Consider the following 23,564-nt stretch of genomic DNA (forward strand, 5'->3'; position numbering starts at 1 on the left):
AAAGGCCGGTCCGAGCCGCCGGCGCCGGGGGCGCTTCAGGCGTTCTCCAGCACGAGATGCCCCACGGCGGTGTTGGAAGCGGGCACGTGATAGAAGCGGTGGGCCTCGCGCACCCGTGCGTCCAGCGCCCCGCGCATCACCAGCCACATCACCAGTTCGATTCCTTCCGACCCCGCCTCACGGACATAGTCGATGTGCGGCACGGCGGCCTGGCCGTCCGGGTCGGCGACCAGCCGGTCGAGGAAGGCGGTGTCGAAGTCCCGGTTGATGAGGCCGGCGCGCGGGCCCTGGAGTTGATGGCTCATGCCGCCGGTGCCGAACACGACGACCTTCAGGTCCTCGGGGAAGGCTTCCACGGCGCGGCGGATCGCCCGTCCGAGGTTCAGGCAGCGGCGGCCCGTGGGCGGTGGGTACTGCACCACGTTGACCGCCAGCGGGATCACCCGGCAGGGCCATTCCGACGGCTGGCCGAACAGGAGCGAGAGCGGCACGGTCAGCCCGTGGTCGACGTCCATCCGGTTGACGATGGTCATGTCGAACTCGTCGAGGATCAGCTGTTCCGCCAGATGCCAGGCCAGTTCCGGGTGGCCCGAGACGGACGGCACCGGTCGGGGACCCCAGCCTTCGTCGGCCGGCTCGAACGTGTCGGCGCAACCGATGGCGAAGGTGGGGATCAGTTCGAGCGAGAACGCGCTGGCGTGATCGTTGAAGACCACGATGCAGACGTCCGGCTTCTGTTCGGCGATCCAGCGCTTCGAGGCTTCGTAGCCGGCGAACACCGGCCGCCAGTACGGATCGTCCGCCTTGCCGTTGTCGAGGGCCGCGCCGATGGCGGGGACGTGGCTGGTGGCGACGCCACCGATGATCCGGGCCATCATCGCCCCTCCGATTTCGAGCGGGCGCCCTCGATGGAGCGGCCGCCGGCCAGCATCATGGCGGCGTAGTCGTCCTCGCTCATGCCGCTCATCTCGGCGGCGATCTGGCGGAAGGACAGGCCGTCGGTCGCGGCGATCTTGGCGGTGAAGTAGATGTTGCCGCCCAGCGCGAGCATGCCGTTCCAGTCGCGGGCGAGCACGGCCTGTTTCTGCTCCTCGCTCATGGGCCACCGGTCGAGATAGGCGCGTTCGTCGGCCTTGAAGGCCTCGCGGTTGGCGGCCTTCATCAGCGACATGCAGAACTGGTTGAGGTGGAATCCCTTCCGTGACTGCTCGGCGTCGAACAGCACCGTGCCCGGGATGTCGTGATACGGCTTGCCGCTCATGCGCCGGCCTCCTCGGGCCAGTAGAGGCGCATGGGATTGTCGACCAGCAGCCGGCGCTGAAGCTCCGGGGTCGTGGCGATCGTCGGGATGAAGTCCACGAGCTGGCCCTCGTCGGGCGTGTGGGTCTTCATGTTGGGGTGCGGCCAGTCGGTGCCCCACAGCACCCGGTCGGGAAACGCCTCGACCACGCGCCGTCCGAACGGGACGACATCGGAATAGGCCGGCGGGCCTTCCTTCGACAGCCGCTCGGGGCAACTCACCTTGCACCAGATGTCGTCGCGGGCGGACATGAAGGCCAGGAAGCGGTCGAACAGGGGGCCGTCGGCGCCGTCGTCCACCTGGGGCGTGCCCATGTGGTCCACCACCAGCGGCGCCGGAAGCGCCAGGAAGAAATCCTGCAGGTCCGCCAGTTCCGCCGCCTCGAAATAGATCACGATGTGCCAGCCGAGGGGGGCGATCTTCGCGGCGATCTCGGTCAGTTCGTCGTGGGGCAGGGCGTCGACCAGCCGTTTCACGAAGTTGAACCGAACGCCGCGGACTCCGCCGTCATGCAGGCGCCTGAGCTCCTCGGGCGTGACGTCGCGCTTCACCGTCGCCACGCCGCGCGCGCGGCCGCCCGAGTGGGCGATGGCGTCCAGGAGCGCGCGATTGTCGGCGCCGTGGCAGGTGGCCTGGACGATGACGTTGCGCGCGAAGCCCAGGAAGTCGCGCAGGGCGAACAGGTCGTCCCGGCCGCCGTCGCAGGGGGTGTATTTGCGGCCGGGCGCATAGGGAAACACGTCGCCGGGACCGAAGACGTGGCAGTGGGCGTCCACCGCGCCGGGCGGCGGCGTGAAGCGCGGCCTGGCGGGCGACGGGTGCCAGACCCGCCAGCCGAAATCCATGACGAAGGCCGGGCCGCCGCTCATCGGCCCTGGCCCTTCAGGATGGCGTCCATGCGGGGATAGACGCGCCGGGCGTTCAGTTCGAAGACCTTGCGCTTGTCGGCGTCCGGGATCGCGAGCGCGTCGACGTATCGCTTCGTGTCGTCGAAATACTGGCCGGTCTCGGGATCGATCCCACGGACCGCGCCGACCATCTCCGAGCCGAACAGGATGTTGTCCACGTCGATCACCTTGAACAGCAGGTCGATACCCGGCTGGTGGTAGACGCAGGTGTCGAAGAAGACGTTCTTCATGACGTGCTCGCGCAGGGGCGGACGCTTGAGCATGTCGGCCAGGCCCCGATACCGGCCCCAGTGGTAGGGCACGGCGCCGCCGCCGTGCGGAATGATGAAGCGCAGGTCGGGAAAGTCGCGGAACAGGTCGCCTTCCAGGAACTGCATGAAGGCGGTGGTGTCGGCGTTGATGTAGTGGGCGCCGGTGGCGTGGAAGTTGTGGTTGCACGAGCCCGAGACGTGGATCATCGCCGGCACGTCCAGTTCGACCATCTTCTCGAAGAACGGATACCAGGCGCGGTCGGTCAGCGGCGCGCTGGTCCAGTGGCCGCCCGACGGGTCGGGGTTGAGGTTGCAGCCGACGAAGCCCAGCTCCAGGACGCAGCGTTCGAGTTCCGCGATCGAGTTGCCGATCGAGACTCCCGGCGACTGGGGAAGCTGGCAGACCCCGACGAAGGTCTCGGGGAAGAGGGTGGTCACGCGGTGGATCAGGTCGTTGCAGCGGCGGGTCCAGGCCTGGCTCACCGCCTCGTCGCCCACGTGATGGGCCATGGTCGAGGCCCGGGGCGAGAAGACCGTGACGTCGGCCCCGCGTTCCCGGATGAGGCGGAGCTGGTTCTTCTCGATCGTCTCGCGGATCTCGTCGTCCGTGATGTCGGGATAGGCGGGGTCGATGTCGCCGCCCGCCTTGAACGCCGCCTTCTGGGCGTCGCGCCAGGCGTCGTGCGGCGCGGGGGCGGTGGTGTAGTGGCCGTGGCAGTCGATGATCACTGCGAGGTCTCCCCGGTCTTCTCGTTGCGCAGGGCGTCCAGCGTCGTCGCGAGGCTGTTGGACAAGGCGTCCCGGTGGTTCGCCGCCCAGGCCTGGCGGGCGGCGGCGGCGCGGCTCATCAGGCCGTCGACGCCGGCCTCCTCGACGGTCCGCGCGGCCTCCCGCATCTCCTCGGCGCGGCGGGCGCCGTGCTCCAGGCTGCGCGAGATCATGTAGTGGGCGGTGCGGGTCCAGTCGGGCAGGGGCAGCAGGTCGGAGAGGGACGCCAGCACCTCCTGCTCGACGCCGTAGTGGCGCGCCGCCAGCATGGACTCGGTCAGCAAGGCCTCGACGCCCTTGATCATCACCGACCGGCACAGCTTGGTCGCCGCCGCCTGGCCGATCCTGTCGGCGTAGACGCGGGCCCCGGAGAACCCCAGCGGCGCCGCGCGCGCCAGGAAGGCTTCCGCGTGCAGGCCGCCGAGCAGCATCGGGGAACCGATCCGTCTCGGCCCGATGGGGCTCATGACCGCAGCCTCGACATAACAGCCGCCGGCCGCCTCGATCACTTCGGCCGCGGCGACCTTCTGGCCGGGAGAACACGAGTTGAGGTCGAGAACAAAGGCGCCTTCGGGCAGCCCCGAAGCCACCGCCTCGGCGGCGGCGAGGTCCTGGTCGGCCGTCACCGCGCTGACGATCAGGTCGGCGTCTGTCGTCGCGTCGCGGGCGTCGGCGGCCATGCGCACCACATGCCGTCCGGCGGCCCGGCTGGGCCCGCTGGCGGCGTCGGCGAAGGCGATGTCCCAGGCCGCGACGTGAGCTTTTCCGACCAGGTCCTGAGCCAGGGTCTGGCCGACCTCGCCGAAGCCGATGAGGGCGATGCGTCTGAACGGGGTCATGGTCCTCCCCACAGGGTCGCCGGCACGTAGACCTCGCCGCGCATCAGCCGGCGCGCGGTGCGCAGGAGCGCGGCGCGGCGCACCGAGAGGGTTCCGTCCTCGACCGCGGCGTCCATCGCCACGGTGAAGAAGCCGGTGGGGTGCTCCACATCGATGGCGCCGGGATCGCCGACCTTTGCGATGTCGGCCGCCACCGCGCCGGGCAGGACGCAGGCCGTGGCCACGCTGACCGCCCCGAAGACTCCGATGGCCTCGTGGACACGGTGGGGGATGAAGGTCCGGGTGCAGATCGCCCCGCCGTCCCGCGGCGGCGCCACCAGGCACATCTTGGGCACGGTCTTCCGGGTCACGTCGCCCAGGTTCATCCGGGGGCCGATCTGGAGCCGGATCGCCTCGACGCGGGCCTTGAGCGTGGTGTCGGCCTCCAGCGCCTCGGGCGTCTCGTAGCCGGACTTGCCAAGGTCGGCGGCCCGCAGCACGACCACGGGCATGCCGTTGTCGATGGCGGTGACTTCGACGCCGTCCACCACGTCGCGGGCCGAGCCGGTGGGGAGCAGGGCGCCGCAGGTCGAGCCGGCCACGTCCAGGAAGTCGATCGGCACGGGCGCCGCGGTTCCGGGCACGCCGTCGATGCGGGCCGCGCCGTCGTAGCGCACCCGGCCGCCGGGCGTCTGGATCGTGGCGACCGCCAGGCTGCCGGTGTTCAGCATGTTGATGCGCACGCGGGTCTCCCCGTCCGCCGCGGCGACCATCCCTTCCTCGAGGGCGAAATGCCCCACGCCGGCCAGCAGGTTGCCGCAGTTCTGCCCGTCGTCGATCCGGGCCTCGTCCACCACGGCCTGGAGGAACAGGTAGTCGACGTCGGCGTCCGGATGGGTGGGCGGCCCGATCACGGCGATCTTGCTGGTCAGGGGGTGGGCGCCGCCCATGCCGTTGATCTGGCGCGGATCGGGCGATCCCATCGCAGCGAGGAGGACGGCGTCGCGGGTCGCGCGGTCCGCCGGCAGGTCCAGGGCGCGGAAGTAGAGCCCCTTGGAGGTGCCGCCGCGCATCACCGTGCAGGGAATGGCGGTCTGGGTCATGACGGCGCCTCGTCCACGTAACGAAGCCCCTTCGCGGCCAGCTTCTCGCGCATGCCGTAGATGTCGAGGCCCAGTTCGCCGGCCTCGAACCGCGCGCGTTTCTCGTCCTCGTTCGCCACCCGCTGGCGGGCCTTTCCGACCACGGCGTCCGCCTCGGCGCGGCGGACGACACAGACGCCGTCGTCGTCGGCCACGATCACGTCGCCCGGGGTTACGAGCGCGCCGGCGCAGACGAGCGGCAGGTTCACGTTGCCCAGCGTCTCCTTGACCGTGCCCTGGGCGAAGATCGCACGGGACCAGACCGGGAAACCCATCTCCGTCAGGGTGGCCACGTCGCGCACCCCGGCGTCGATGATCAGGCCGCGCACCCCGCGCGCCTTGAGCGAGGTGGCCAGCAGGTCCCCGAAGTAGCCGTCCTCGCAGGGCGAGGTGGGGGCGACCACCAGCACGTCGCCCGGCCGGCACTGCTCCACCGCCACGTGGATCATCCAGTTGTCGCCGGGGGCCACCTCGCAGGTCACGGCCGGGCCGGCGATCGCGGCCGGGCGATAGATCGGGCGCATGTACGCGGCCATCAGGCCCTTGCGGCCCTGGGCCTCATGGGTCGTGGCGACGCCGAACCCGGCCAGGGCCTCGACGGTGTCGGTGTCGGCGCGGGGGATGTTGCGGACCACCAGGCTCATGGACGGCTCCTAGAGAAGGCTCTTCTCGATGGCGTCGAGGGCGCGATAGGCGGGCAGCACCTGGGCCACCGAGGCTCTCGGCTCGCGCCCTTCACGGATGGCGGCCAGGAACTCGCGGTCCTGGAGCTCGATGCCGTTCATGGAGACGTCCACCTGCGAGACGTCGATCGGCTGCTCCTTGCCGTCCACGAGGTCGTCGTAGCGGGCGATGTAGGTGCCGTTGTCGCAGATGTAGCGGAAGAACGTGCCCAGCGGCCCGTCGTTGTTGAACGAGAGCGAGAGGGTGCAGATCGCCCCCGACGGGACCTTCATCTGGATCGACATGTCCATGGCGATGCCCAGTTCGGGATGCATGGGCCCCTGGACGGCGCGGGCGACGCTGATCTCCTCGCCGGTCTGCCAGGCGAACAGGTCCACGGTGTGGGCCGCGTGGTGCCAGAGGAGATGGTCGGTCCAGCTCCGCGGCTGGCCCAGGGCGTTCAGGTTCTTCCGCCGGAAGAAGAAGGTCTGGACGTCCATCTGCTGGATCGCGAGGTCGCCGGCGGCGATCCGCCTGTGGATCCACTGATGGCTGGGATTGAACCGGCGGGTGTGACCGCACATGGCGGCGAGGCCCGTGCGTCGGGCTGTCTCTACCAGCCGTTCGGCGTCGGCCAGGTTGTCGGCCATGGGAATCTCGACGGCGACGTGCTTGCCAGCCTCCAGGCACCGGATCGCCTGGGCGGCATGGAGGGGCGTGGGGGTCGCCAGGATCGCCGCCTCGACGCCCGGCAGGGCCAGGGCCTCGTCCAGGTCGAGCGTCCAGTTCGGAACGCCGAACTTCCGGGCCGTGGCTTCGGTCGCCTCGGCCACGCCGCCCGCCAGGCCGACGACCTCCGCCTCGGGAATGGCCGCCAGCGCCTCCAGGTGCTTGACGCCGAATGCGCCTTCGCCGGCCACGATCAACTTCATGCGTGTCTACTCCAGGGGCAGGCCGACGTAGTTCTCGGCCACGACGGTCTGGGCGGCGCGCGAGCCGCGGATGTAGGCGAGCTCGGCGGTCTGCATCCGCCGGTCGAAGCCCGTCATGTCGGGAAAGCGATGGGTGAGGGTGGTGAACCACCACGAGAAGCGCTCGGCCTTCCACACCCGCGCCAGCGCGCGGCGGGAGTAGCGGTCCAGCGCCGTCTCGTCGCCATCGCGGAGAAGGTCCTCCAGCGCCTCGGCCAGGATGATCACGTCCGAGACGGCGAGATTGAGCCCCTTGGCGCCTGTGGGCGGGACGATGTGGGCCGCATCGCCCGCCAGCACCAGCCGGCCGCGACGCAGGGGCTCGACCACGAAGCTGCGGAGGGGGGCGATGCTCTTCTCGAAGGTGGGGCGCCGGTCGACCCGACCCCCGGCTTCAGGCCCGAGGCGGACGCACAGTTCGTCCCAGAAGCGCTCGTCGGGCCAGTCGTCGGTCCGCTCGTCCAGGCCGCACTGGATGTAGTAGCGGCTGCGGGTGGGCGAGCGCATCGAGGCCAGGGCGAAGCCGCGCTCGTGGTTGGCGTAGATCAGTTCGTCGCTGCACGGCGGCGCCTCGGTCAGGACGCCCAGCCAGCCGAAGGGATAGGCGCGCTCGAACCGGCTGATCGCGTCCTCCGGAATGTTCGCGCGGCTCACCCCGTGGAAGCCGTCGCACCCGGCGATCACTTCGCAGTCCAGCCGGGACGCCTGGCCTTGCCGGCGCCAGGTGACGAAGGGGGCGGGCGTGTCGATCCCGTGCAGGGCCACGTCCTCGGCGCCGAACACGACCCGGATTCCGCGCGCCTCGGCCCCGTCGAACAGGTCCTTCATCACCTCCTGCTGGCCGTAGATCGTCACCGTCGCTCCGCCCGTCAGCTCGGCCATGTCGATGCGGAACATCTCGCCGTCGCAGGCCAGGTTCGCGCCCGTGTGCACCAGGCCTTCACACCGGAGGCGATCCGCCAGGCCCAGGCGCGTCATCAGGTCTACGGTGATGCGTTCCAGAACCCCGGCGCGGACGCGACCTTCCACATGGGCGCGGTCCCGCTGCTCGACGACCACGCAGTCCAGCCCCTGCCGGTGCAGCAGGTGGGCCAGGAACATGCCGGCCGGTCCGGCTCCGACGATGGCGACCCTGGTGCGGATCGGCGCCTCCCTCGAACGCCGCGCTCTGTTCGGCGGCCTGCTGCGATCCTCAGGCCGCGGGCGGAGGTTGACGATGGACCGTTCGGCCCAATAGTTGGATTTTTCGGACACGCCCGCGGGCCGGGCAGGAGGTCGGGCCTGATGCGCACCAAGGCCATCCCGCGCTTCTTCCTCTACGGTGAACCTCCGCGTGCGGTCCGCGAACGCTTTCTCCATCTGGAACCCATCGACGATCGGACGCGACCCGCGAACTGGAACATTCGTCCCCATACCCATGCCAATCTCTGCCACGTCTTCCACATCGTCCGGGGCGGGGGAGAGATGCGCGCCGACGAGCGGGCGATCCCGTTCCGGGCGCCCTGCCTGCTCCTGGTGCCGTCGACCCTGGTCCACGGCTTCGCCTACGAGAGCGAGACGGCCGGCTCGGTGCTGACCCTCTCCGACGAGTATCTGCGCGAACTGGCGGCGCGGGAGGCCGGCCTCGGCCGGGTCTTCGCCCGCGCCGCCTGCCTCCCGGCCGAAGACGAGGCGCTGTTCTCCGGCCTCCTCGACCGGCTCTCCCGGGAACTGTCCTGGGCGGCCATAGGGCACGACGCGGCGGTCGAGGCCCTGCTGACCACGCTGCTGATCGAGATATTGCGGATCGCGCATCATGAAGCGGACGAGTCCGCCGGGCGGGCGCCGGGGGCCCATGCCGATCTCGTGGCCCGCTTCCGAGAGCGGATCGAAGCCCGCTACAGGTCGGGCGACGGCGTCGAGTCCTATGCCGCGGCGCTGAACGTCACGCCCAGGCGCCTTCGCGTAGCCTGCCTGGCCGTGGCGGAGGCCTCGCCGCTGCAACTGATCCAGGAGCGGCTGGCCCTCGAGGCGAAGCGCGCCTTGCTCTACTCCAACATGACGGTGGCCGAAGTGGCCTACGACCTCGGCTTCGACGATCCGGCCTATTTCTCGCGCTTCTTCGCCCGGGCGGCGGGCCGTTCGCCCCGGGCCTATCGCGCCGCGGGCGGTTGAGCGCAGGGAGCCTCAACGCCGAAGGTCAGGCGGCCGCTTCGTAGAGCCGCGCCGGCCGGTGGCTGCCGTGAGCGAAGTCGTCGGTCTCGCGCACGCAGTCCAGGCCCAGGACCATCTTGCGGAAGTTGCGTTTCTCCGCCTCCTCGCCGGTGACCGCCTCGTAGGCGGCCTGGAGCTGGCTCAAGGTGAAGCGCGGGGGCAGAAGGGCGAAGAGCAGAGTGACCCCCCGGGCGCGGGCGCCGAGGTTCGCCAGCGCCTGGCGCAGGATCTCCTCGTGGTCGAACGCCAGCGGCGGCAGGTCTCCGATCGGGAACCATTGCGCCTGGGCGGCGTCCGAGCTCCCTGCCACCCGCAACTCGTCCGACGGCATCAGCGCCAGATAGGCCACGGAGATCACCCGCTCGCGCGGGTCGCGGGCGGGCGCGCTGAAATTGGCGAAGTGGAACAGGACGTCCGCCTCGACCCCCGTCTCTTCCTGCAACTCCCGCCGCGCACAGGCGTCGAGGTCCTCCTCGGGTTGGACGAAGCCGCCGGGAAGGGCCCACGCGCCCAGGAACGGTTCGCCGCCCCGTTCGATCAGCAGCACGTGCAGCGCGCCGCGCCGCAGCGTGAAGACGGCGATGTCCGTGGCGACCGCGGGATGGGGATAGGCGTATGTGAAGGCCATGTTCGTGTATTGACGACACTAAGTGTGCGCTGATAAGTGTGATTCAGACACTAAGTCGGTTCGTGTCAGTGTCAAACCCAGGATGTCCGATGGCTTCCAGTGCGTCTTCGTTTCGTATCGCCCAGGTCCCCGCCGCGAACGGGGTGATCGGCATGTCGGCCTGCCCTGGAAGCGGGCCGGGCGGCCTCGAGGCCGACCGGGCGGTGGTCGAGGCCTTCCGGCCGGATGCGATCGTCTCGCTGATGGAGGCGCACGAGTACGGCCTCATGGGATGCGCGGGCCTCCCCGAGGCGCTTTCCCGGCTCGCCGCCCGCCGCTACGACCTGCCGATCCGGCGGGGGAGCGTTCCGACGGCGCGATTCGACCGCATCTGGGCCTATGCCGGGCATGGTCTGCGCCGGATGCTGCGCGAGGGTGGCCGGGTGCTGATCCACTGCCATAGCGGATCGGGGCGAACCGGCCTTGTCGCCGCGCGCCTGCTGGTCGAACTGGGCCTTCCGGCCGACGATGCGATCGTGGCGGTCTGCTCCGCCCGGCCACGCGCCATCGAGACGGTGGCTCAGTCGCAGTACGTGCGGGCGCGTCGGGCCGACGTGGCCGATCCGGACGTCGAGAGCCGGATCCTGGGCTGCCTGCTGGGCGGCGCGGCGGGTGACGCCTTCGGCTATCCCATCGAATTCCTGTCGATGGATCAGGTGCGCGAGCGGTACGGACCCGATGGACTGGCCGAGCCGCGCATTCACGGCGGGCGGGCGGCGGTCAGCGACGACACGCAGATGACGCTCTTCACCGCAGAGGGTCTGCTGTCGGCCGTCGACGAGGATCTCGTGCTGCACCAGGACCGCGTCACGGGGCGTGTGCGCCGGGCCTACCTGGAGTGGTTCCGCACCCAGCGCGAGGAGTGGACCTCCCACGCGGTCGGGCTCAGCCAGTACCGTGAACTCTGGGCGCCGCGCGCGCCGGGGAGCACCTGCCTGACGGCCCTGGCCGCCGGCGCACGTGGGACGGTGGAGGCGCCGGTCAACGACTCCAAGGGTTGCGGCGCGGTGATGCGGATCGCCCCGCTGGGCCTGCTGCCGGCGATCGATCCGGACGAGGCCCACCGCCTGGGCGAGGAGGCCGCGGCCCTCACGCATGGACACCCGTCGGCGCGGCTCGCCGCCGCGGGCATGGCCGGACTTGTCCGCGACCTGGTGGCCGGGCGCGCGCTCGACGCTGCGCTCGACCGCGTGGAGATCCGCCTGGAGCGCGCGGACCAGAGTGAGGAGGTTCTGGCCGCCGTGCGGTTGGCGCGAGCCCTGGCCGGAGACGAGACTCCGGCGTCCCAGGCGCTGCCGGTGCTGGGGCAGGGGTGGCATGGACACGAGGCCCTGGCCATCGGAGTCTACGCCGCGCTCAAGGCCCGGACGTTCGAGGACGCCGTGCGCCTGGCGGCGAACCACGACGGCGACAGCGACTCGACCGCCTCCATCGCCGGCCAGATCTGGGGCGCCTGGCATGGGGTCGAGAGCCTGCGCCAGGCCTGGATCGAGCCCCTGGACGTGCTCGAACCGCTTTGCGACGTCGGTGGCCGCCTGATCGCCTGCATCGACGCCGAGGACGCTGGCGAGGTCCGCCGCCGATTGGCCGTCCTGGCCCCTTTCGCCCGTCGCGCGGCGACCTCCAGTGAGGCGTGCTCGGAGGTGATGCGCGACTTCGTCCAGGCGGTGCAGGCCAGCGACTGGGTCGCGTCTTCGGATGGAGCGCAGCAGGCGGCCGAGGTCGAACGCCTGCTCACCGACCCCCGCGCGATCCAGCGCGCGTCGCACGTCCAGCTCCGCCGCCTCGCGACGGCCATCGTGCGCAAGGACCGGACCAGCGACGGCACCCTCGAGCGCTGCCTCCGCTCGGGCCGGATCTCCGCCATGGCGCGCCGCGCCGAGGCCCTGCTGGTCGCCGTGGCGGCCTGAGAGGTTACGTTTCCGGCTCGCTGAGGCCGGGCGCGTCCGCCGGGAAGGCCTGTCCCCGGTTCTCTACCCGTCGGGTCGCCCCGCTCGGGACGGTCGATCGCGCTCGTCGCTCCAGGCTAGACCCGCCATTCGAGCCGTTGCGCGTGTTTCTTCTGGCGCATCCCTGACTCGGCCGCGTAGAAGTGCCGCCTTTTTGATCATGAATGCTCAAATCGGGGGCGACTTGACGAAGGTTGACGAAAAGCTGGAGCCGATCCTGGCCGAGGTTCTGAGCCGCAACGCCGGCGAAGGCGAGTTCCACCAGGCGGCCCGGGAAGTGCTGGAAAGCCTCGGCCGCGTGGTCGCGAAGCATCCCGACTACGCCGACGACGCGTTGATCGAGCGTCTCTGCGAGCCCGAGCGGCAGGTCATCTTCCGCGTGCCCTGGGTCGACGATCAGAACCGGGTGCAGATCAATCGCGGCTTTCGCGTGCAGTTCAACTCGGCCCTCGGCCCCTACAAGGGCGGCGTCCGCTTCCATCCCTCCGTCAACCTCGGGATCATCAAGTTCCTGGGCTTCGAGCAGACCTTCAAGAATGCGCTCACCGGCATGCCGATCGGCGGCGGCAAGGGGGGTTCGGACTTCAACCCCCGGGGCCGGTCCGACGGCGAGATCATGCGCTTCTGCCAGTCCTTCATGACCGAGCTGCATCGGCATCTCGGCGAGTACACGGACGTTCCCGCCGGCGACATCGGCGTCGGCGGGCGTGAGATCGGCTTCATGTTCGGGCAGTACAAGCGCCTGACGAACCGCTACGAGGCCGGCGTCCTGACCGGGAAGGGACTGGTGTACGGGGGCTCGCAGGCGCGCCGGGAGGCGACCGGCTACGGCGCGGTCTATTTCGTCGAGAGCATGCTGGGCGCCCGCGGCGAGCAGATCGACGGCCGGCGCGCCATCGTCTCGGGTTCCGGCAACGTTGCCATCTACACGATCGAGAAGCTGCAGCAGCTCGGCGGCGTGGTCGTGGCCTGCTCCGATTCGAACGGCTACGTGCTGGACGAGGACGGCCTGGACCTGGCGCTCCTCAAGGAGATCAAAGAGGTCCGCCGGGGGCGGATTTCGGACTACGCCGAGGCGAAGGGCAAGGGGACCCGGTACATCGAGGGCGGAGCCATCTGGAGCGTGCCCTGCGCGATCGCCATGCCGTCGGCGACGCAGAACGAACTGACCGGCAAGGACGCCCGCCGACTGGTCGAGAACGGCGTGGTGGCTGTCGGCGAGGGCGCCAACATGCCCTGCACGCCCGAGGCGGTCCGGACCTTCCAGGCGGCGAACGTGCTCTTCGCGCCGGGCAAGGCCGCGAATGCGGGGGGCGTCGCGACGTCGGCGCTGGAGATGCAGCAGAACGCGTCGCGCGACAGCTGGTCCTTCGAGAAGACCGAAGAGCGACTGGCCGCCATCATGCGCGGCATCCACGACCGCTGCGCCGAAACGGCCGATGAGTACGGCGCGCCCGGCGACTACGTCCTGGGGGCGAACATCGCCGGTTTTGTCCGTGTCGCCGAGGCCATGCGGGCGTTCGGCGTGATCTGACCGGGACGCAGGCTGCGGTGGCCGACACCCCCGCAGCCATCCCCGCGCGAGCGCCTCACGTCCCGCCGTTCCAGGGCCTGTCCCGGCTCGGGAGGCCCGTCGACGACGCCCGGCGAGCGCGCCCCGTCCCGGGGAATCGAAGCCTTCCGGGCAGCGATCCGGAGAGCCGGCGGCGCCCGCCTTCCGCCAATTGCGGCCAAGTCGTCGTCACGCTGAGGACGGAATGGTGGCGCGGGCAGTGCGCAGGTGACTGGTCTCGGGAGAATGACTGGCTTGGCGCCTAAGATTGCGGCGCCTCTGGTCAAGTGACGCGCCGATCCCCTGGTGCAAGCTTGTGGCTCTTGCGTTCTTCGCTACGCGGCGGACATGCGCGTCCTCGTGGTGGATCCCGACCCGGCCCGCGCCGCCCTGGTGGCGGAGGGCCTTGCCGGCGTCGAGCCGCTGCAGGTTCGCCATGCGCCCGCATTCGACCAGGTCGAGGCCGCTGCGTTCGGTCCCGACGTGATCGTGGTGGCGTCGGACAGTCCCGACCGCGACACCATCGAGAGCCTGCGCGAGGCCACAGCCGCCAATCCGCGCCCGGTGGTGATGTTCGTCGACCGCTCCGAGCCGGGCTTGGCCGAGGCGGCCGTGCACGCCGGGGTCTCGGCCTACGTGGTGGACGGCCTGTCGGCGGCCAGGGTGCGCTCGGTGCTGGAGGTGGCCATGAGCCGCTTCGGCCTGATGAACGGCCTGCGCCAGGACCTGGAGAAGGCGAAGGCCGACCTCGCCTCGCGCAAGACGGTCGATCGGGCCAAGGCCCTGCTGATGAAAGAGCGCGGTTTGGACGAGGACGCCGCCTACAAGCTGCTGCGTAAGCTCAGCATGGACACCGGGCGGCCGCTGGGCGCCGTCGCCGCCGACCTGCTGGCGTTCGCGGGCGTTCTCAAGGGAGGTGGCGCATGACCCGCCTGCGTCTGGGGTTCGTCGCCCTCAACGATGCTGCGGCCTTGATCGCCGCTGGCGCCAAGGGGTTCTTCGCCGCCGAGGGCCTGGAGGTGGACCTGGTCCGCGAGGTCTCGTGGGCGACGATCCGCGACAAGGTCGACGTGGGCGCGCTGCACGGCGCCCACATGCTGGCGCCGATGGCGCTGGCGGCCACGGCCGGCGCCGAGCTTCGCCCGCTGGTCGCGCCGATGGCGCTGAACCTGAACGGACCGGCGGTGACGCTGTCGTCGCGGCTGGCCGGTGTGATCGACCCCGCCGCCTCGGCCCAGGGGCTGGCGGCGCTGATCGCGCGCCGACGCGACGAGGGCGCCAGCGGGATCACCCTGGCTGTCGTCTTCCCGCACTCCACCCACAACTACCTGCTCCGCGACTGGTTGAGCCGGGCTGGCATCGATCCTGACCGCGACGTCCGGATCAATGTGGCGCCTCCGGCGCGGATGACCGAGCTCCTCGTCAGCGGCGTGGTCGAGGGGATCTGCGTCACCGAGCCCTGGGGCGCGGCGGCCGTGACGGCCGGGGCCGGCCGGACGGCGGTGCGCGCCTCGCAGCTCTGGCCCAGGACGCCTGACAAGGTGCTGGCGCTCGCCGAGGCGTGGGCGGCCGAGAACCCGGAGGTGGTGCAGGCGCTTGTGCGGGCGATCCTGCGCGGGGCGGCCTGGGCCGAGCGCAACCGGCCGGAACTGGCCGCGCTGCTGTCGGAACCCGCCTACGTCGCCGCGCCCGCAGCGGTGATCGCACCCTCGCTGGAGGACATGATCTTCCATGCCGGCGAGGCCAACGCGCCCGACCCTGCCCACGCCGCCTGGTTGCTGGCGCAGATGGTCCGCTGGAATCACCTGCCGGTGGGGGTCGACGCCGCCGCGATCGCAGCGAGGGTCTACCGCCCCGACCTCTACCGGGCCGCCCGCGACAGCCTCGCCGCGGGCTGATCGCCCGGAAATCGGGCGCCGGGCTTCGTGGAAGCGCCCGTTTTTTGCGCTGCAACATCCATCGCGCTCGGCGGGTTTCGATCTCGGGTGACGAGCGGACGGAGCGAGGACAGGCTTCGGTCAGGCCCAGGACAACGGCGTTCGCGGCTCAACGGACCGGCTCGACGACGAGCCCCATCCGAACCCTTGGCGACGCCGCCTGTCCAACTCCAGCTCGGGGCCTCCTCCCATGGTCAGCCGCTCGTTCCTGAAATCCGGCCATACGCCGACCTTGCTGTCCGCGTTCCTCTACTTCGACCTCTCCTTCATGACCTGGGTGGTCCTGGGGCCGCTGGGCGTGGCTATCGCCCAGGACTTCGGCCTGACGCCCGCGCAGAAGGGCTTCATGGTCGCGGTGCCGGTGCTGTCGGGCGCCATCCTGCGCCTCGGGGCCGGCCTGCTGGTCGACCACATCGGGCCCAAGACGACCGGGATCATCGGCCAGCTCATCGTGCTCGTGGGCCTGCTGGCCGCCTGGCTGATCGGCGTGGACAGCTACAATCAGGTGCTGGCGCTGGGCATCGTGCTGGGCGTGGCGGGCGCGTCGTTCGCCGTGGCCCTTCCCCTGGCCTCGCGCTGGTATCCGCCGGAGCACCAGGGCCTGGCGCTGGGCATCGCCGGGGCCGGCAACTCGGGCACCGCCCTGGCCGCCCTGTTCGCGCCGGGCCTGGCCCAGGTGTTCGGCTGGCAGAATGTGATCGGCCTCGCCGCCCTGCCTCTGGCCGTCGCCTTCGTGGTCTACCTGATCTTCGCCAAGGACGCGCCGAACCGGCCCGCGCCCAAGCGCCTCGCCGAGTATCTCAGCGTGCTGGGGACCCGCGACGCCTGGTGGCTGATGGGCCTCTACGCCGTGACCTTCGGCGGCTTCGTGGGCCTGTCGTCCTCGCTCACCATCTACTTCAACGTCGAGTACGGCATGTCGGCGGTCACGGCCGGCTTCTTCACCGCCGCCTGCGTGTTCGCCGGCTCGTTCATCCGCCCCGTCGGGGGCGGGCTGGCCGACCGCTTCGGCGGTGTGCGCACGCTGTCGGTGGTCTACGTCCTGGCCGGCCTGGGCCTGGCGCTGGCCAGCTTCCACCAGGCCAGCCCCTGGGTGGCGCTGGCGCTGATGATGTTCACGATGATGGCCCTGGGCGCCGGCAACGGGGCGGTCTTCCAGCTCGCGCCGCAGCGCTTCGGCAGGGAGATCGGCGTCGTGACCGGCCTGGTGGGCGCCACCGGCGGCATCGGCGGCTTCTACCTGGCCTCCAGCCTGGGCTGGGCCAGGCAGGTGACCGGCAGCTACCAAGGCGGCCTCCTGGCCTTCGCCGCCCTGGCGCTGATCGCCCTCGTCGCCCTGACCGGGGTGAAGGCCCGTTGGCGCAGGACCTGGCCCGAGCTCTCCGGGGCCGCCGCTTCGGCCCTGCGTCTCTAGGGGGTCCGCGCCATGAAAGAGAAGCTCGTCGTCATCGGCAACGGCATGGCCGGGTGCCGCGCGGTCCAGGAAGTCCTGAAGCGCGATCCGGGCCGCTACGACATCACCATCTTCGGCGCCGAGCCGCGGGTGAACTACGACCGGATCATGCTGTCGCCGGTGCTGGCGGGCGAGAAGTCGTTCGAGGACATCATCCTCAACGATCGGGCCTGGTACGCCGACAACGGCATCGCCCTGCACACCGGCCGCCGCGTCACCGCCATCGATCGCGAGGCGCGGGCCGTCTGGTGCGAGGACGCCCATGCCGAGCCCTATGACCGGCTGATCCTGGCCACCGGCTCGGACCCCATCCGCCTGCCGCTCCCGGGTTCGGACCTGGCGGGCGTCGTCACCTTCCGCGACCTCGATGACGTGGAAGCCATGGCCGCCGCCGCGGCGATACCCGACAGCCGCGCGGTGGTCATCGGTGGCGGCCTGCTGGGCATCGAGGCGGCCTACGGCCTCGCCCGGCGCGGCATGCGGGCCACGGTCGTCCACCTGATGGACGTGCTGATGGAGCGCCAGCTCGACGCCTCGGCCGGGTTCCTGCTCGCCGAGGCGCTGGCGGCGAAGGGGGTCGCCACGGTGCTGGAGGCCCAGTCCGAGGAGATCGTCGGCCAGGATGGCCGCGTCGCTGGCCTGCGCCTCAAGGACGGCCGGGTGCTGGACTGCGATCTCCTGGTGATGGCGGTCGGCATTCGGCCGAACACGTCGCTGGCCAAGGCGGCGGGCGTGAGCGTGAACCGCGGCGTGGTCGTCGACGACAGGCTGCGCACGTCGGACCCGAGCGTCTATGCGATCGGCGAGTGCGTCGAGCATCGCGGCCAATGCTACGGCCTGGTCGCGCCGATCTGGGAGATGTGCCGAACGCTGGGCGAGGCGCTGACCGGCGGCGCCCCGGCCTACGAGGGATCCAGCCTTTCGACGCGCCTGAAGGTGTCGGGCGTCGACGTGTTCTCGGCGGGCAAGCACCTGGGCGGGCCGGGCTGCGAGGACATCGTGTTCCGCGACGCCGGGCGCGGCGTCTACAAGCGCATCGTGCTGGAGGGGGGCAAGGTCGCCGGCGCCGTGCTGTTCGGCGACGCCTCGGACGGCGGCTGGTACTTCGACCTCATGACGTCCGGCGAGGACGTCGGCGCGTTCCGAGAGACCCTGGTGTTCGGCCAGGCCGCCACGGAGGGCCTTCGAGGCCTGGACCCTAGCGCCGCCGTTGCCGCCATGGCCGATACGGCCGAGGTCTGCGGCTGCAACGGCGTCTGCAAGGGTGAGATCACCGCGGCGATCGCGGACCAGGGCCTGACCACGCTCGACAGCGTGCGGGCGGTGACCAAAGCCTCGGCCAGTTGCGGCACGTGCACGCCGCTGGTGGAGAAGATCCTGAAGCTGTCGCTGGGCGACGCCTTCCAGGCCCAGACCGGGCCCAAGCCGATGTGCGGCTGCACCCAGCACGGCCACGACCACGTCCGCCGCGCCATCGTGGCCGAGGGGCTGACGTCGTTCCCCGCGGTCATGCAGGCGCTGGAATGGAGCACCCCCGACGGCTGCTCGTCGTGCCGCCCGGCGCTGAACTACTACCTGATCTGCGCCTGGCCCGGCGACTATCGCGACGACAAGCAGTCGCGGTTCATCAACGAGCGGGCGCACGCCAACATCCAGAAGGACGGCACCTACTCGGTGGTCCCGCGCATGTGGGGCGGCGTGACCTCGGCCTCCGAGCTGCGCGCCATCGCCGACGTGGTCGACAAGTTCGCCATCCCGACCGTGAAGGTCACCGGCGGCCAGCGCATCGACCTTTTGGGTGTGAAGAAGGACGACCTCCCCGCCGTCTGGGCCGACCTGAACGCTGCGGGGATGGTCTCGGGCCACGCCTACGCCAAGGGCCTGCGGACGGTGAAGACCTGCGTGGGCTCGGAGTGGTGCCGGTTCGGGACCCAGGACTCCACCGGCCTGGGCATGCGCCTCGAACGGCTCATGTGGGGCTCGTGGGCGCCGGCCAAGGTGAAGCTGGCGGTGTCGGGCTGTCCGCGGAACTGCGCCGAGGCCACCTGCAAGGATATCGGCGTGATCTGCGTCGACAGCGGCTATGAGATCCACGCCGGCGGCGCAGCCGGCCTGCACATCAAGGGGACCGAGATCGTCACCAAGGTGGCGACGGAGGTCGAGGCGGTCTGGGTCATCTGCGCGATCATGCAGATGTACCGCGAGCAGGGCTGGTACCTGGAGCGCATCTACAAGTGGATGGACCGGGTCGGCCTGGCCGCCATCAAGGCCGCCGTCGAAGACCCCGAGATCCGCAAGGGCCTCTACGACCGCTTCGCCTACTCGCAGCGCTTCTACCGCATCGACCCCTGGGCCGAGCGCGTGGCCGGTCGCGACCATGACGAATTCAACCCGCTCAGCCGCCGCATGGAGTTCGAGCCCGCATGAACGCCCTCGTGCGAGACCCCATCCCGTGGACCGACGTCGGCGCGGTGACCGACATCCCCGTGCGCGGCGCCCGGCGCGTGCCCACGCCCGACGGCGACGTGGCGATCTTCCGCACCGGCGACGGCCGCGTCTTCGCGCTCAAGGACAAGTGTCCCCACAAGGGCGGCCCGCTCAGCCAGGGCATCGTCCACGGCCACGCGGTGGCCTGCCCGCTGCACAACTGGTCGATCGAACTCGCCACGGGCGAGCCCATGGGCGCCGACCGCGGCAAGGGCTGCGCCCCGGTCGTCCCGCTGGAGGTCCGCGACGGCCGCCTGTTCCTGGGGCGGATCTGACGCGTGAGGACCGCTTGTCCCTATTGCGGCGTCGGTTGCGGGGTCTCGGCTGAGCCCGAGGGCCGCAAGCTCGTCGTGGAGGGCGACGCCCAGCATCCGGCGAACTTCGGGCGGCTCTGCTCGAAAGGCTCGGCGCTGGGCTCGACGGTCGGGCTGGAGGGACGCCTGCTCGCGCCGATGATCGGCGATCGGCGCGTGACCTGGCCTGAGGCGACCAACCTGGTGGCCCGGCGGTTCAAGGACGCCATCGCCCGGCACGGCCCGGACTCGGTGGCCTTCTACGTCTCGGGCCAGCTGCTGACGGAGGACTACTACGCCGCCAACAAGCTGATGAAGGGCTTCATCGGCTCGGGAAACATCGACACCAACTCGCGTCTCTGCATGGCCTCGGCCGTGGTGGCCCACAAGCTGGCGTTCGGCGCCGACCTCGTGCCCGGCTGCTACCAGGACCTGGAACTCGCCGACCTCGTCGTCTTCTCCGGCCACAACGCCGCCTGGACCCACCCGGTGCTGTTCCGGCGGATGGAGGCGGCCCGCGCCCGGGGCCAGCGCCATGTGGTGATCGACCCGCGCCGCACCGACACCGCCGACGGCTGCGACCTGCACCTGGCGATCGCGCCCCAGACCGATGTGCGCCTCTGGAACGGCCTGCTCGCCGACCTCATCCGTCGTGGCGCCGTGGACCGGGGCTATGTGGCCGCCCACGTGGCAGGCGCCGCCGAGGTGGAAGCCGAGCTGGCCCAGGCCGACCAGTCGCCCGCCGCCGTGGCCGCCGACTGCGGCGTGCCCCTGGCCGACCTCGAGCGCTTCTTCGGGATGTTCGCGCAGACGCCGAGGACGGTCAGCCTGTTCTCGATGGGCGCCAACCAGTCGACGCAGGGCGTCGCCAAGGGCTCGGCGATCATCAACGTCCACCTGGCCACCGGCCGTATCGGCAAGCCCGGCGCCTGCCCGTTCTCGATCACGGGCCAGCCCAACGCCATGGGCGGGCGCGAGACCGGCGGCATGGCCACGACCCTGGCGGGCCACATGGATTTCGACGAGCCGGCGCGCGCCCGCGTCGCCCGCTTCTGGGGCGCGCCCAGGATCGCCCAGGCGCCGGGGCTGAAGGCCGTGGACATGTTCGAGGCGGCGCTGTCGGGGAAGATCAAGGCGATCTGGGTGATGGCCACCAACCCGGTGGTCAGCCTGCCCAACGCCAGCCGCATCCGCGACGCGTTGAAGGCTTGTCCCTTCGTCGTCGTCTCCGACGTGATGGCCGAGACCGACACGTCGCGATACGCGCACGTCCGCCTGCCGGCCCTGGCCTGGGGCGAGAAGGACGGTACGGTCACCAATTCCGAGCGCCGGATCAGCCGCCAGCGCCGCCTGTTCGCCCCGCCCGGCGAGGCGCGGGCCGACTGGCGGATCGTCGCCGACGTGGCGACCGCCATGGGCTTTGCCGACGGCTTCGGCTGGCGGATGCCCGCCCAGGTGTTCCGCGAGTGGGCCCGTCTCACGGCCTATGAGAACGCCCGGCTGCAAGAGGGGGGCCGCCTCCTGAACCTGGGTCCGCTCACGGGGATCACGCCCGAGGCCTACGAAGACCTCCAGCCCGTGCAGTGGCCGGTGACCGCGGCGGGTGGGACGCCGCGCCTCTTCACCGACGGCCGCTACCCGACGCCGGACGGCAAGGCCCGCATGGTCCCGGTCGCCGCGCGCGGACCGGCCGAGGCCGTGAACGGCGCCTTCCCGCTTTCGCTCAACACCGGGCGCATCCGCGACCATTGGCACACCATGACGCGTACGGGCCTGGCCCCGGAACTCTGCCGCCATGCGCCGGAGCCCTACGTCGAGATCCACCCGGCCGACGCCGAGCCGCTGGGTATCGCGGAGGGCGCGCTGACCCGTGTCCAGACCGCTCAGGGCGAGGCCGTCGCGATCGCGAAGGTCTCGGACCGCCAGCGGCCGGGGTCGGTGTTCATGCCCATGCACTGGACGGAGGCTTTCGCGCCCTCCGGCCGATCGAACCCCCTGGTGGCGGCCAATGTCGATTCGCGTTCGGGGCAGCCCGAGTTCAAACACACGCCGGCCCGGGTGCGGGCCTACCGCGAGACCTGGCGTGGCTTCTTCCTGGCGCGCGAGGGTTGGACGCCGCCGGCCGGAGCAGATCTCGTCTGGCGGCGCATGCCGCAGACCGCCTGCCAGCTGCACGAGTTCGCCGGTCGCGGCGACGGGCGCGAGCGCGCCGCCGTACAGAAGGCGTTGACCCGCCGCTCGGGCGATGTGCTCCGGTTCGAGGACCCGGCCACCGGATCGCTCCGTGAGGCGTGGATCGATGGAGACCGGCTGGACCGCGTCATCTTCTTCACCACCGCGGGCCGCCTGCCGCCTCGGGACTGGCTGGCCGAGCTGTTCGAGGCCGAGGCGCTCACCGCCGCCGACCGCACCGCGCTGCTGATCGGCCGCCCGCCCGGCCGTGCGGTCGAGACGGGACCTACGGTCTGCGCCTGCCGCAATGTCCGCGTCCCGCGCGTCGAGGCCGCCATCGCCCGGGGCTGCGCCACCGTCGATGCGGTGGGCGAAGCCACCGGCGCGGGAACCAGCTGCGGCTCGTGCCGTCCCGAGATCGCCCGCCTGATCGCCGCCGCCAAGGAGGTCCGCCATGCCGCATGAGCCCGGCAAAGTCCGTCTGGTGGGCGCGGGCCCCGGCGCCGCCGACCTGCTGACCGTCCGCGCGCTGCGGGCCATCGAGGACGCCCAGGCGCTGCTCTACGACGCACTGATCGCCGACGAGGTGATCGCGCTGGCGCCGGCCGCCTGCCTGAAGATCCAGACCGGCAAGCGCGCCGGCAGGCCCTCCCTCGAGCAGGCGACGATCAACCGCCTGATGCTGCGCCTGGCCCGCCGCGGCCTGAACGTGGTGCGGCTGAAGGGCGGCGATCCGTCCATCTTCGGCCGCGTTGGCGAGGAGGCGGCGTTCCTGCATGTCCACGGGATCGACACCGAGGTCGTGCCCGGCGTCACCGCGGCCAGCGCCGCCGCCGCCCAGTTCGGTTTCCCGCTCACCCATCGCGGCGAGGCGCGCCGCCTGCTGATCGCCACCGCCACGACGAAGGCGGGCGCGCTGATCGACGCCGGCTGGGCCCAGGCCGCCGACGCCCAGACCACGGTGGCGCTCTACATGGGCCGCGACCGCCTGGAAGCCGCGCTGGCCCAGCTCATGGCGCACGGCCGCTCTGCCGCTACCCCGGCGCTGGCCGTTGAGAACGCGGGGCGGCGCGAAGCGCGCGTACTGGCCGGCACGGTGGGCGACCTCGGCGAGGTGGTGACCACCGCCGGCCTCGACGGGCCGGTGGTGCTGATCGTGGGCGAGGTGACCGCCCAGGCCGCGGCGGCGGTCGCGGCTCCGCCGATCCTGAAAGCGCAGGCATGAACGACAACCACCTCTTCGCCTTCGAGGACGGCTTCGTGGCCACGCTGCGCTGCATTCCCGTGGCTGTGGGCCAGACAGGCGATCGACCGCCCTGAGGCGCATCACCCTGGGCGATGGGTCAGATCGTGTTGCAGGTCAGCGAGACGGCCGTGTCGCCTGACGCGTTGGAGGCCTTTCAAGACGCTTCCGATGGCGTCGCGGGCGTGCGCACCCTCCACCTCGCGTTCCCTATGAGGCGACGCCAGGGCGCGGTGACTATCGAGCCCACGGATGCGCCGCCGACGCCGAACCGACGGACTTCTTGAAGATATTCTCGGGAAGGGAATTCACACCGGTTCAGCGCCGGAAGGAATGGTGGCGTGGGCAGTAGGTAGCTGACTGGTCTCCGGTGACGCGGTCCTGGAAGCTTTCGCGGTCATCGTCGAATGTCCGACCTGCGGCATCGAAAATTTTGAATCCGACCTCAAGGACATCTCGCACCTCTTCGACTGGTACGAGGATGAAAGCCTCACGCGATGGGTGGCTCAGCCAAGTCGGACAGTAGGGCTTCTTGCACCTTCGTCAGCTTCGGCGTTTTCGCGGTCTCAGGGGGTGTCATGTCCGGATTCTCCCGTGTGTTGCGGCGCCGAAAGGCGACCTTTCTGGGGAGCAATCTGGGTAGCAAGGCGGACGCACTTTCCGCGATGTGCGGCTAAGTGATTGATATTACAAAAGAACTGAATGGTGGATGCGACAGGGATTGAACCTGTGACCCCCTCGGTGTGAACGAGGTGCTCTCCCGCTGAGCTACGCATCCGCCGGCAGGAAGGGGCGCG

Annotated in this window: 20 protein-coding genes and 1 tRNA gene; 10 read left to right on the forward strand and 11 right to left on the reverse strand. The window is 70.7% G+C overall.

What is annotated here, in order from left to right:
• Nucleotides 1–35: 35 nt before the first annotated feature.
• Genes WG212_RS11380 through pobA form a run of 9 tightly spaced genes read right to left on the reverse strand, consistent with a single transcriptional unit; the run spans nucleotide 36 to nucleotide 7,964 of the window.
• Entirely contained in the window at nucleotides 36–878 is an 843-nt protein-coding gene (locus WG212_RS11380) for a class III extradiol dioxygenase subunit beta (RefSeq protein WP_337187208.1), read from the reverse strand.
• A complete protein-coding gene (gene ligA / locus WG212_RS11385) occupies nucleotides 875–1,261 on the reverse strand; it encodes a protocatechuate 4,5-dioxygenase subunit alpha (protein WP_337187209.1) in 387 nt (128 codons plus the stop codon). Before ligA ends, WG212_RS11380 begins: the two co-directional genes overlap by 4 nt.
• Nucleotides 1,258–2,169 carry an amidohydrolase family protein gene (locus WG212_RS11390; protein WP_337187210.1) on the reverse strand — a complete coding sequence of 304 codons (912 nt, stop codon included), beginning with the start codon at nucleotides 2,167–2,169 and terminating at the stop codon, nucleotides 1,258–1,260. The genes ligA and WG212_RS11390 overlap by 4 nt, the downstream gene beginning before the upstream one ends.
• A complete protein-coding gene (locus WG212_RS11395) occupies nucleotides 2,166–3,188 on the reverse strand; it encodes an amidohydrolase family protein (RefSeq protein ID WP_337187211.1) in 1,023 nt (340 codons plus the stop codon). The genes WG212_RS11390 and WG212_RS11395 overlap by 4 nt, the downstream gene beginning before the upstream one ends.
• Nucleotides 3,185–4,066: a DUF1932 domain-containing protein gene (locus WG212_RS11400; RefSeq protein WP_337187212.1), complete on the reverse strand. Its 882-nt coding sequence runs from the start codon at nucleotides 4,064–4,066 to the stop codon at nucleotides 3,185–3,187. The genes WG212_RS11395 and WG212_RS11400 overlap by 4 nt, the downstream gene beginning before the upstream one ends.
• Entirely contained in the window at nucleotides 4,063–5,148 is a 1,086-nt protein-coding gene (locus WG212_RS11405) for a 4-oxalomesaconate tautomerase (protein WP_337187213.1), read from the reverse strand. The genes WG212_RS11400 and WG212_RS11405 overlap by 4 nt, the downstream gene beginning before the upstream one ends.
• The gene (locus WG212_RS11410) at nucleotides 5,145–5,831 is read right to left on the reverse strand and encodes a 4-carboxy-4-hydroxy-2-oxoadipate aldolase/oxaloacetate decarboxylase (protein ID WP_337187214.1); all 687 of its coding nucleotides are present in this window, start codon (nucleotides 5,829–5,831) and stop codon (nucleotides 5,145–5,147) included. The genes WG212_RS11405 and WG212_RS11410 overlap by 4 nt, the downstream gene beginning before the upstream one ends.
• 9 nt (nucleotides 5,832–5,840) lie before the next feature.
• Nucleotides 5,841–6,782 carry a Gfo/Idh/MocA family oxidoreductase gene (locus tag WG212_RS11415; RefSeq protein ID WP_337187215.1) on the reverse strand — a complete coding sequence of 314 codons (942 nt, stop codon included), beginning with the start codon at nucleotides 6,780–6,782 and terminating at the stop codon, nucleotides 5,841–5,843.
• A gap of 6 nt (nucleotides 6,783–6,788) precedes the next feature.
• Nucleotides 6,789–7,964: a 4-hydroxybenzoate 3-monooxygenase gene (gene pobA / locus WG212_RS11420; protein WP_337187240.1), complete on the reverse strand. Its 1,176-nt coding sequence runs from the start codon at nucleotides 7,962–7,964 to the stop codon at nucleotides 6,789–6,791.
• Between the two features lie 141 nt (nucleotides 7,965–8,105).
• Here pobA and WG212_RS11425 point away from each other — a divergent pair, with 141 nt between their 5' ends.
• Complete coding sequence (locus WG212_RS11425) at nucleotides 8,106–8,975, forward strand: helix-turn-helix domain-containing protein (protein WP_337187216.1); 870 nt, start codon at nucleotides 8,106–8,108, stop codon at nucleotides 8,973–8,975.
• 25 nt (nucleotides 8,976–9,000) lie between these two features.
• Here the strand turns inward: WG212_RS11425 and WG212_RS11430 are convergent, their stop codons facing one another.
• On the reverse strand, nucleotides 9,001–9,642 hold the full coding sequence (locus tag WG212_RS11430) for an NUDIX domain-containing protein (RefSeq protein WP_337187217.1): 642 nt from the start codon (nucleotides 9,640–9,642) through the stop codon (nucleotides 9,001–9,003).
• Nucleotides 9,643–9,731: 89 nt separating this feature from the next.
• Here WG212_RS11430 and WG212_RS11435 point away from each other — a divergent pair, with 89 nt between their 5' ends.
• From WG212_RS11435 to cobA, 9 genes are all read left to right on the forward strand, one after another.
• Complete coding sequence (locus WG212_RS11435; protein WP_337187218.1) at nucleotides 9,732–11,591, forward strand: ADP-ribosylglycohydrolase family protein; 1,860 nt, start codon at nucleotides 9,732–9,734, stop codon at nucleotides 11,589–11,591.
• Nucleotides 11,592–11,814: 223 nt separating this feature from the next.
• Nucleotides 11,815–13,164, forward strand: coding sequence for an NADP-specific glutamate dehydrogenase (gdhA, locus tag WG212_RS11440; protein ID WP_337187219.1), 1,350 nt, complete (start codon nucleotides 11,815–11,817; stop codon nucleotides 13,162–13,164).
• Nucleotides 13,165–13,530: 366 nt separating this feature from the next.
• Entirely contained in the window at nucleotides 13,531–14,109 is a 579-nt protein-coding gene (locus WG212_RS11445; protein ID WP_337187220.1) for an ANTAR domain-containing protein, read from the forward strand.
• Nucleotides 14,106–15,080 carry a CmpA/NrtA family ABC transporter substrate-binding protein gene (locus WG212_RS11450; RefSeq protein WP_337187221.1) on the forward strand — a complete coding sequence of 325 codons (975 nt, stop codon included), beginning with the start codon at nucleotides 14,106–14,108 and terminating at the stop codon, nucleotides 15,078–15,080. Before WG212_RS11445 ends, WG212_RS11450 begins: the two co-directional genes overlap by 4 nt.
• Nucleotides 15,081–15,309: 229 nt before the next feature.
• Nucleotides 15,310–16,533 (forward strand): nitrate/nitrite transporter, encoded by a 1,224-nt coding sequence (locus WG212_RS11455; protein WP_337187222.1) that lies wholly within the window; start codon nucleotides 15,310–15,312, stop codon nucleotides 16,531–16,533.
• A gap of 12 nt (nucleotides 16,534–16,545) precedes the next feature.
• Nucleotides 16,546–18,999 carry a nitrite reductase large subunit NirB gene (gene nirB, locus WG212_RS11460; RefSeq protein WP_337187223.1) on the forward strand — a complete coding sequence of 818 codons (2,454 nt, stop codon included), beginning with the start codon at nucleotides 16,546–16,548 and terminating at the stop codon, nucleotides 18,997–18,999.
• Complete coding sequence (gene nirD / locus WG212_RS11465; protein WP_337187224.1) at nucleotides 18,996–19,334, forward strand: nitrite reductase small subunit NirD; 339 nt, start codon at nucleotides 18,996–18,998, stop codon at nucleotides 19,332–19,334. Before nirB ends, nirD begins: the two co-directional genes overlap by 4 nt.
• A 3-nt stretch (nucleotides 19,335–19,337) precedes the next feature.
• Nucleotides 19,338–21,989 carry a molybdopterin-dependent oxidoreductase gene (locus tag WG212_RS11470; protein ID WP_337187225.1) on the forward strand — a complete coding sequence of 884 codons (2,652 nt, stop codon included), beginning with the start codon at nucleotides 19,338–19,340 and terminating at the stop codon, nucleotides 21,987–21,989.
• The gene (gene cobA / locus WG212_RS11475) at nucleotides 21,979–22,749 is read left to right on the forward strand and encodes a uroporphyrinogen-III C-methyltransferase (RefSeq protein WP_337187226.1); all 771 of its coding nucleotides are present in this window, start codon (nucleotides 21,979–21,981) and stop codon (nucleotides 22,747–22,749) included. Before WG212_RS11470 ends, cobA begins: the two co-directional genes overlap by 11 nt.
• Before the next feature lie 721 nt (nucleotides 22,750–23,470).
• On the opposite strand, the gene WG212_RS11480 is transcribed toward cobA, so the two are convergent.
• Nucleotides 23,471–23,545, reverse strand: a tRNA-Val gene (locus WG212_RS11480).
• Nucleotides 23,546–23,564 lie beyond the last annotated feature (19 nt).

The organism is Phenylobacterium sp., from assembly GCF_037189685.1.
Classification (GTDB): Bacteria; Pseudomonadota; Alphaproteobacteria; order Caulobacterales; family Caulobacteraceae; genus Phenylobacterium.

Bases quoted from the DNA above. Each gene is read 5' to 3' on its own strand.
- WG212_RS11450 (WP_337187221.1), top strand. From the start codon at position 14,106: ATGACCCGCCTGCGTCTGGGGTTCGTCGCCCTCAACGATGCTGCGGCC.
- WG212_RS11435 (WP_337187218.1), top strand. From the start codon at position 9,732: ATGGCTTCCAGTGCGTCTTCGTTTCGTATCGCCCAGGTCCCCGCCGCG.
- WG212_RS11390 (WP_337187210.1), bottom strand. From the start codon at position 2,169: ATGAGCGGCGGCCCGGCCTTCGTCATGGATTTCGGCTGGCGGGTCTGG.
- WG212_RS11415 (WP_337187215.1), bottom strand. From the start codon at position 6,782: ATGAAGTTGATCGTGGCCGGCGAAGGCGCATTCGGCGTCAAGCACCTG.
- WG212_RS11380 (WP_337187208.1), bottom strand. From the start codon at position 878: ATGATGGCCCGGATCATCGGTGGCGTCGCCACCAGCCACGTCCCCGCC.
- WG212_RS11405 (WP_337187213.1), bottom strand. From the start codon at position 5,148: ATGACCCAGACCGCCATTCCCTGCACGGTGATGCGCGGCGGCACCTCC.
- nirD (WP_337187224.1), top strand. From the start codon at position 18,996: ATGAACGCCCTCGTGCGAGACCCCATCCCGTGGACCGACGTCGGCGCG.
- WG212_RS11425 (WP_337187216.1), top strand. From the start codon at position 8,106: ATGCGCACCAAGGCCATCCCGCGCTTCTTCCTCTACGGTGAACCTCCG.
- WG212_RS11455 (WP_337187222.1), top strand. From the start codon at position 15,310: ATGGTCAGCCGCTCGTTCCTGAAATCCGGCCATACGCCGACCTTGCTG.
- WG212_RS11410 (WP_337187214.1), bottom strand. From the start codon at position 5,831: ATGAGCCTGGTGGTCCGCAACATCCCCCGCGCCGACACCGACACCGTC.
- nirB (WP_337187223.1), top strand. From the start codon at position 16,546: ATGAAAGAGAAGCTCGTCGTCATCGGCAACGGCATGGCCGGGTGCCGC.
- WG212_RS11400 (WP_337187212.1), bottom strand. From the start codon at position 4,066: ATGACCCCGTTCAGACGCATCGCCCTCATCGGCTTCGGCGAGGTCGGC.
- WG212_RS11445 (WP_337187220.1), top strand. From the start codon at position 13,531: ATGCGCGTCCTCGTGGTGGATCCCGACCCGGCCCGCGCCGCCCTGGTG.
- cobA (WP_337187226.1), top strand. From the start codon at position 21,979: ATGCCGCATGAGCCCGGCAAAGTCCGTCTGGTGGGCGCGGGCCCCGGC.
- WG212_RS11430 (WP_337187217.1), bottom strand. From the start codon at position 9,642: ATGGCCTTCACATACGCCTATCCCCATCCCGCGGTCGCCACGGACATC.
- ligA (WP_337187209.1), bottom strand. From the start codon at position 1,261: ATGAGCGGCAAGCCGTATCACGACATCCCGGGCACGGTGCTGTTCGAC.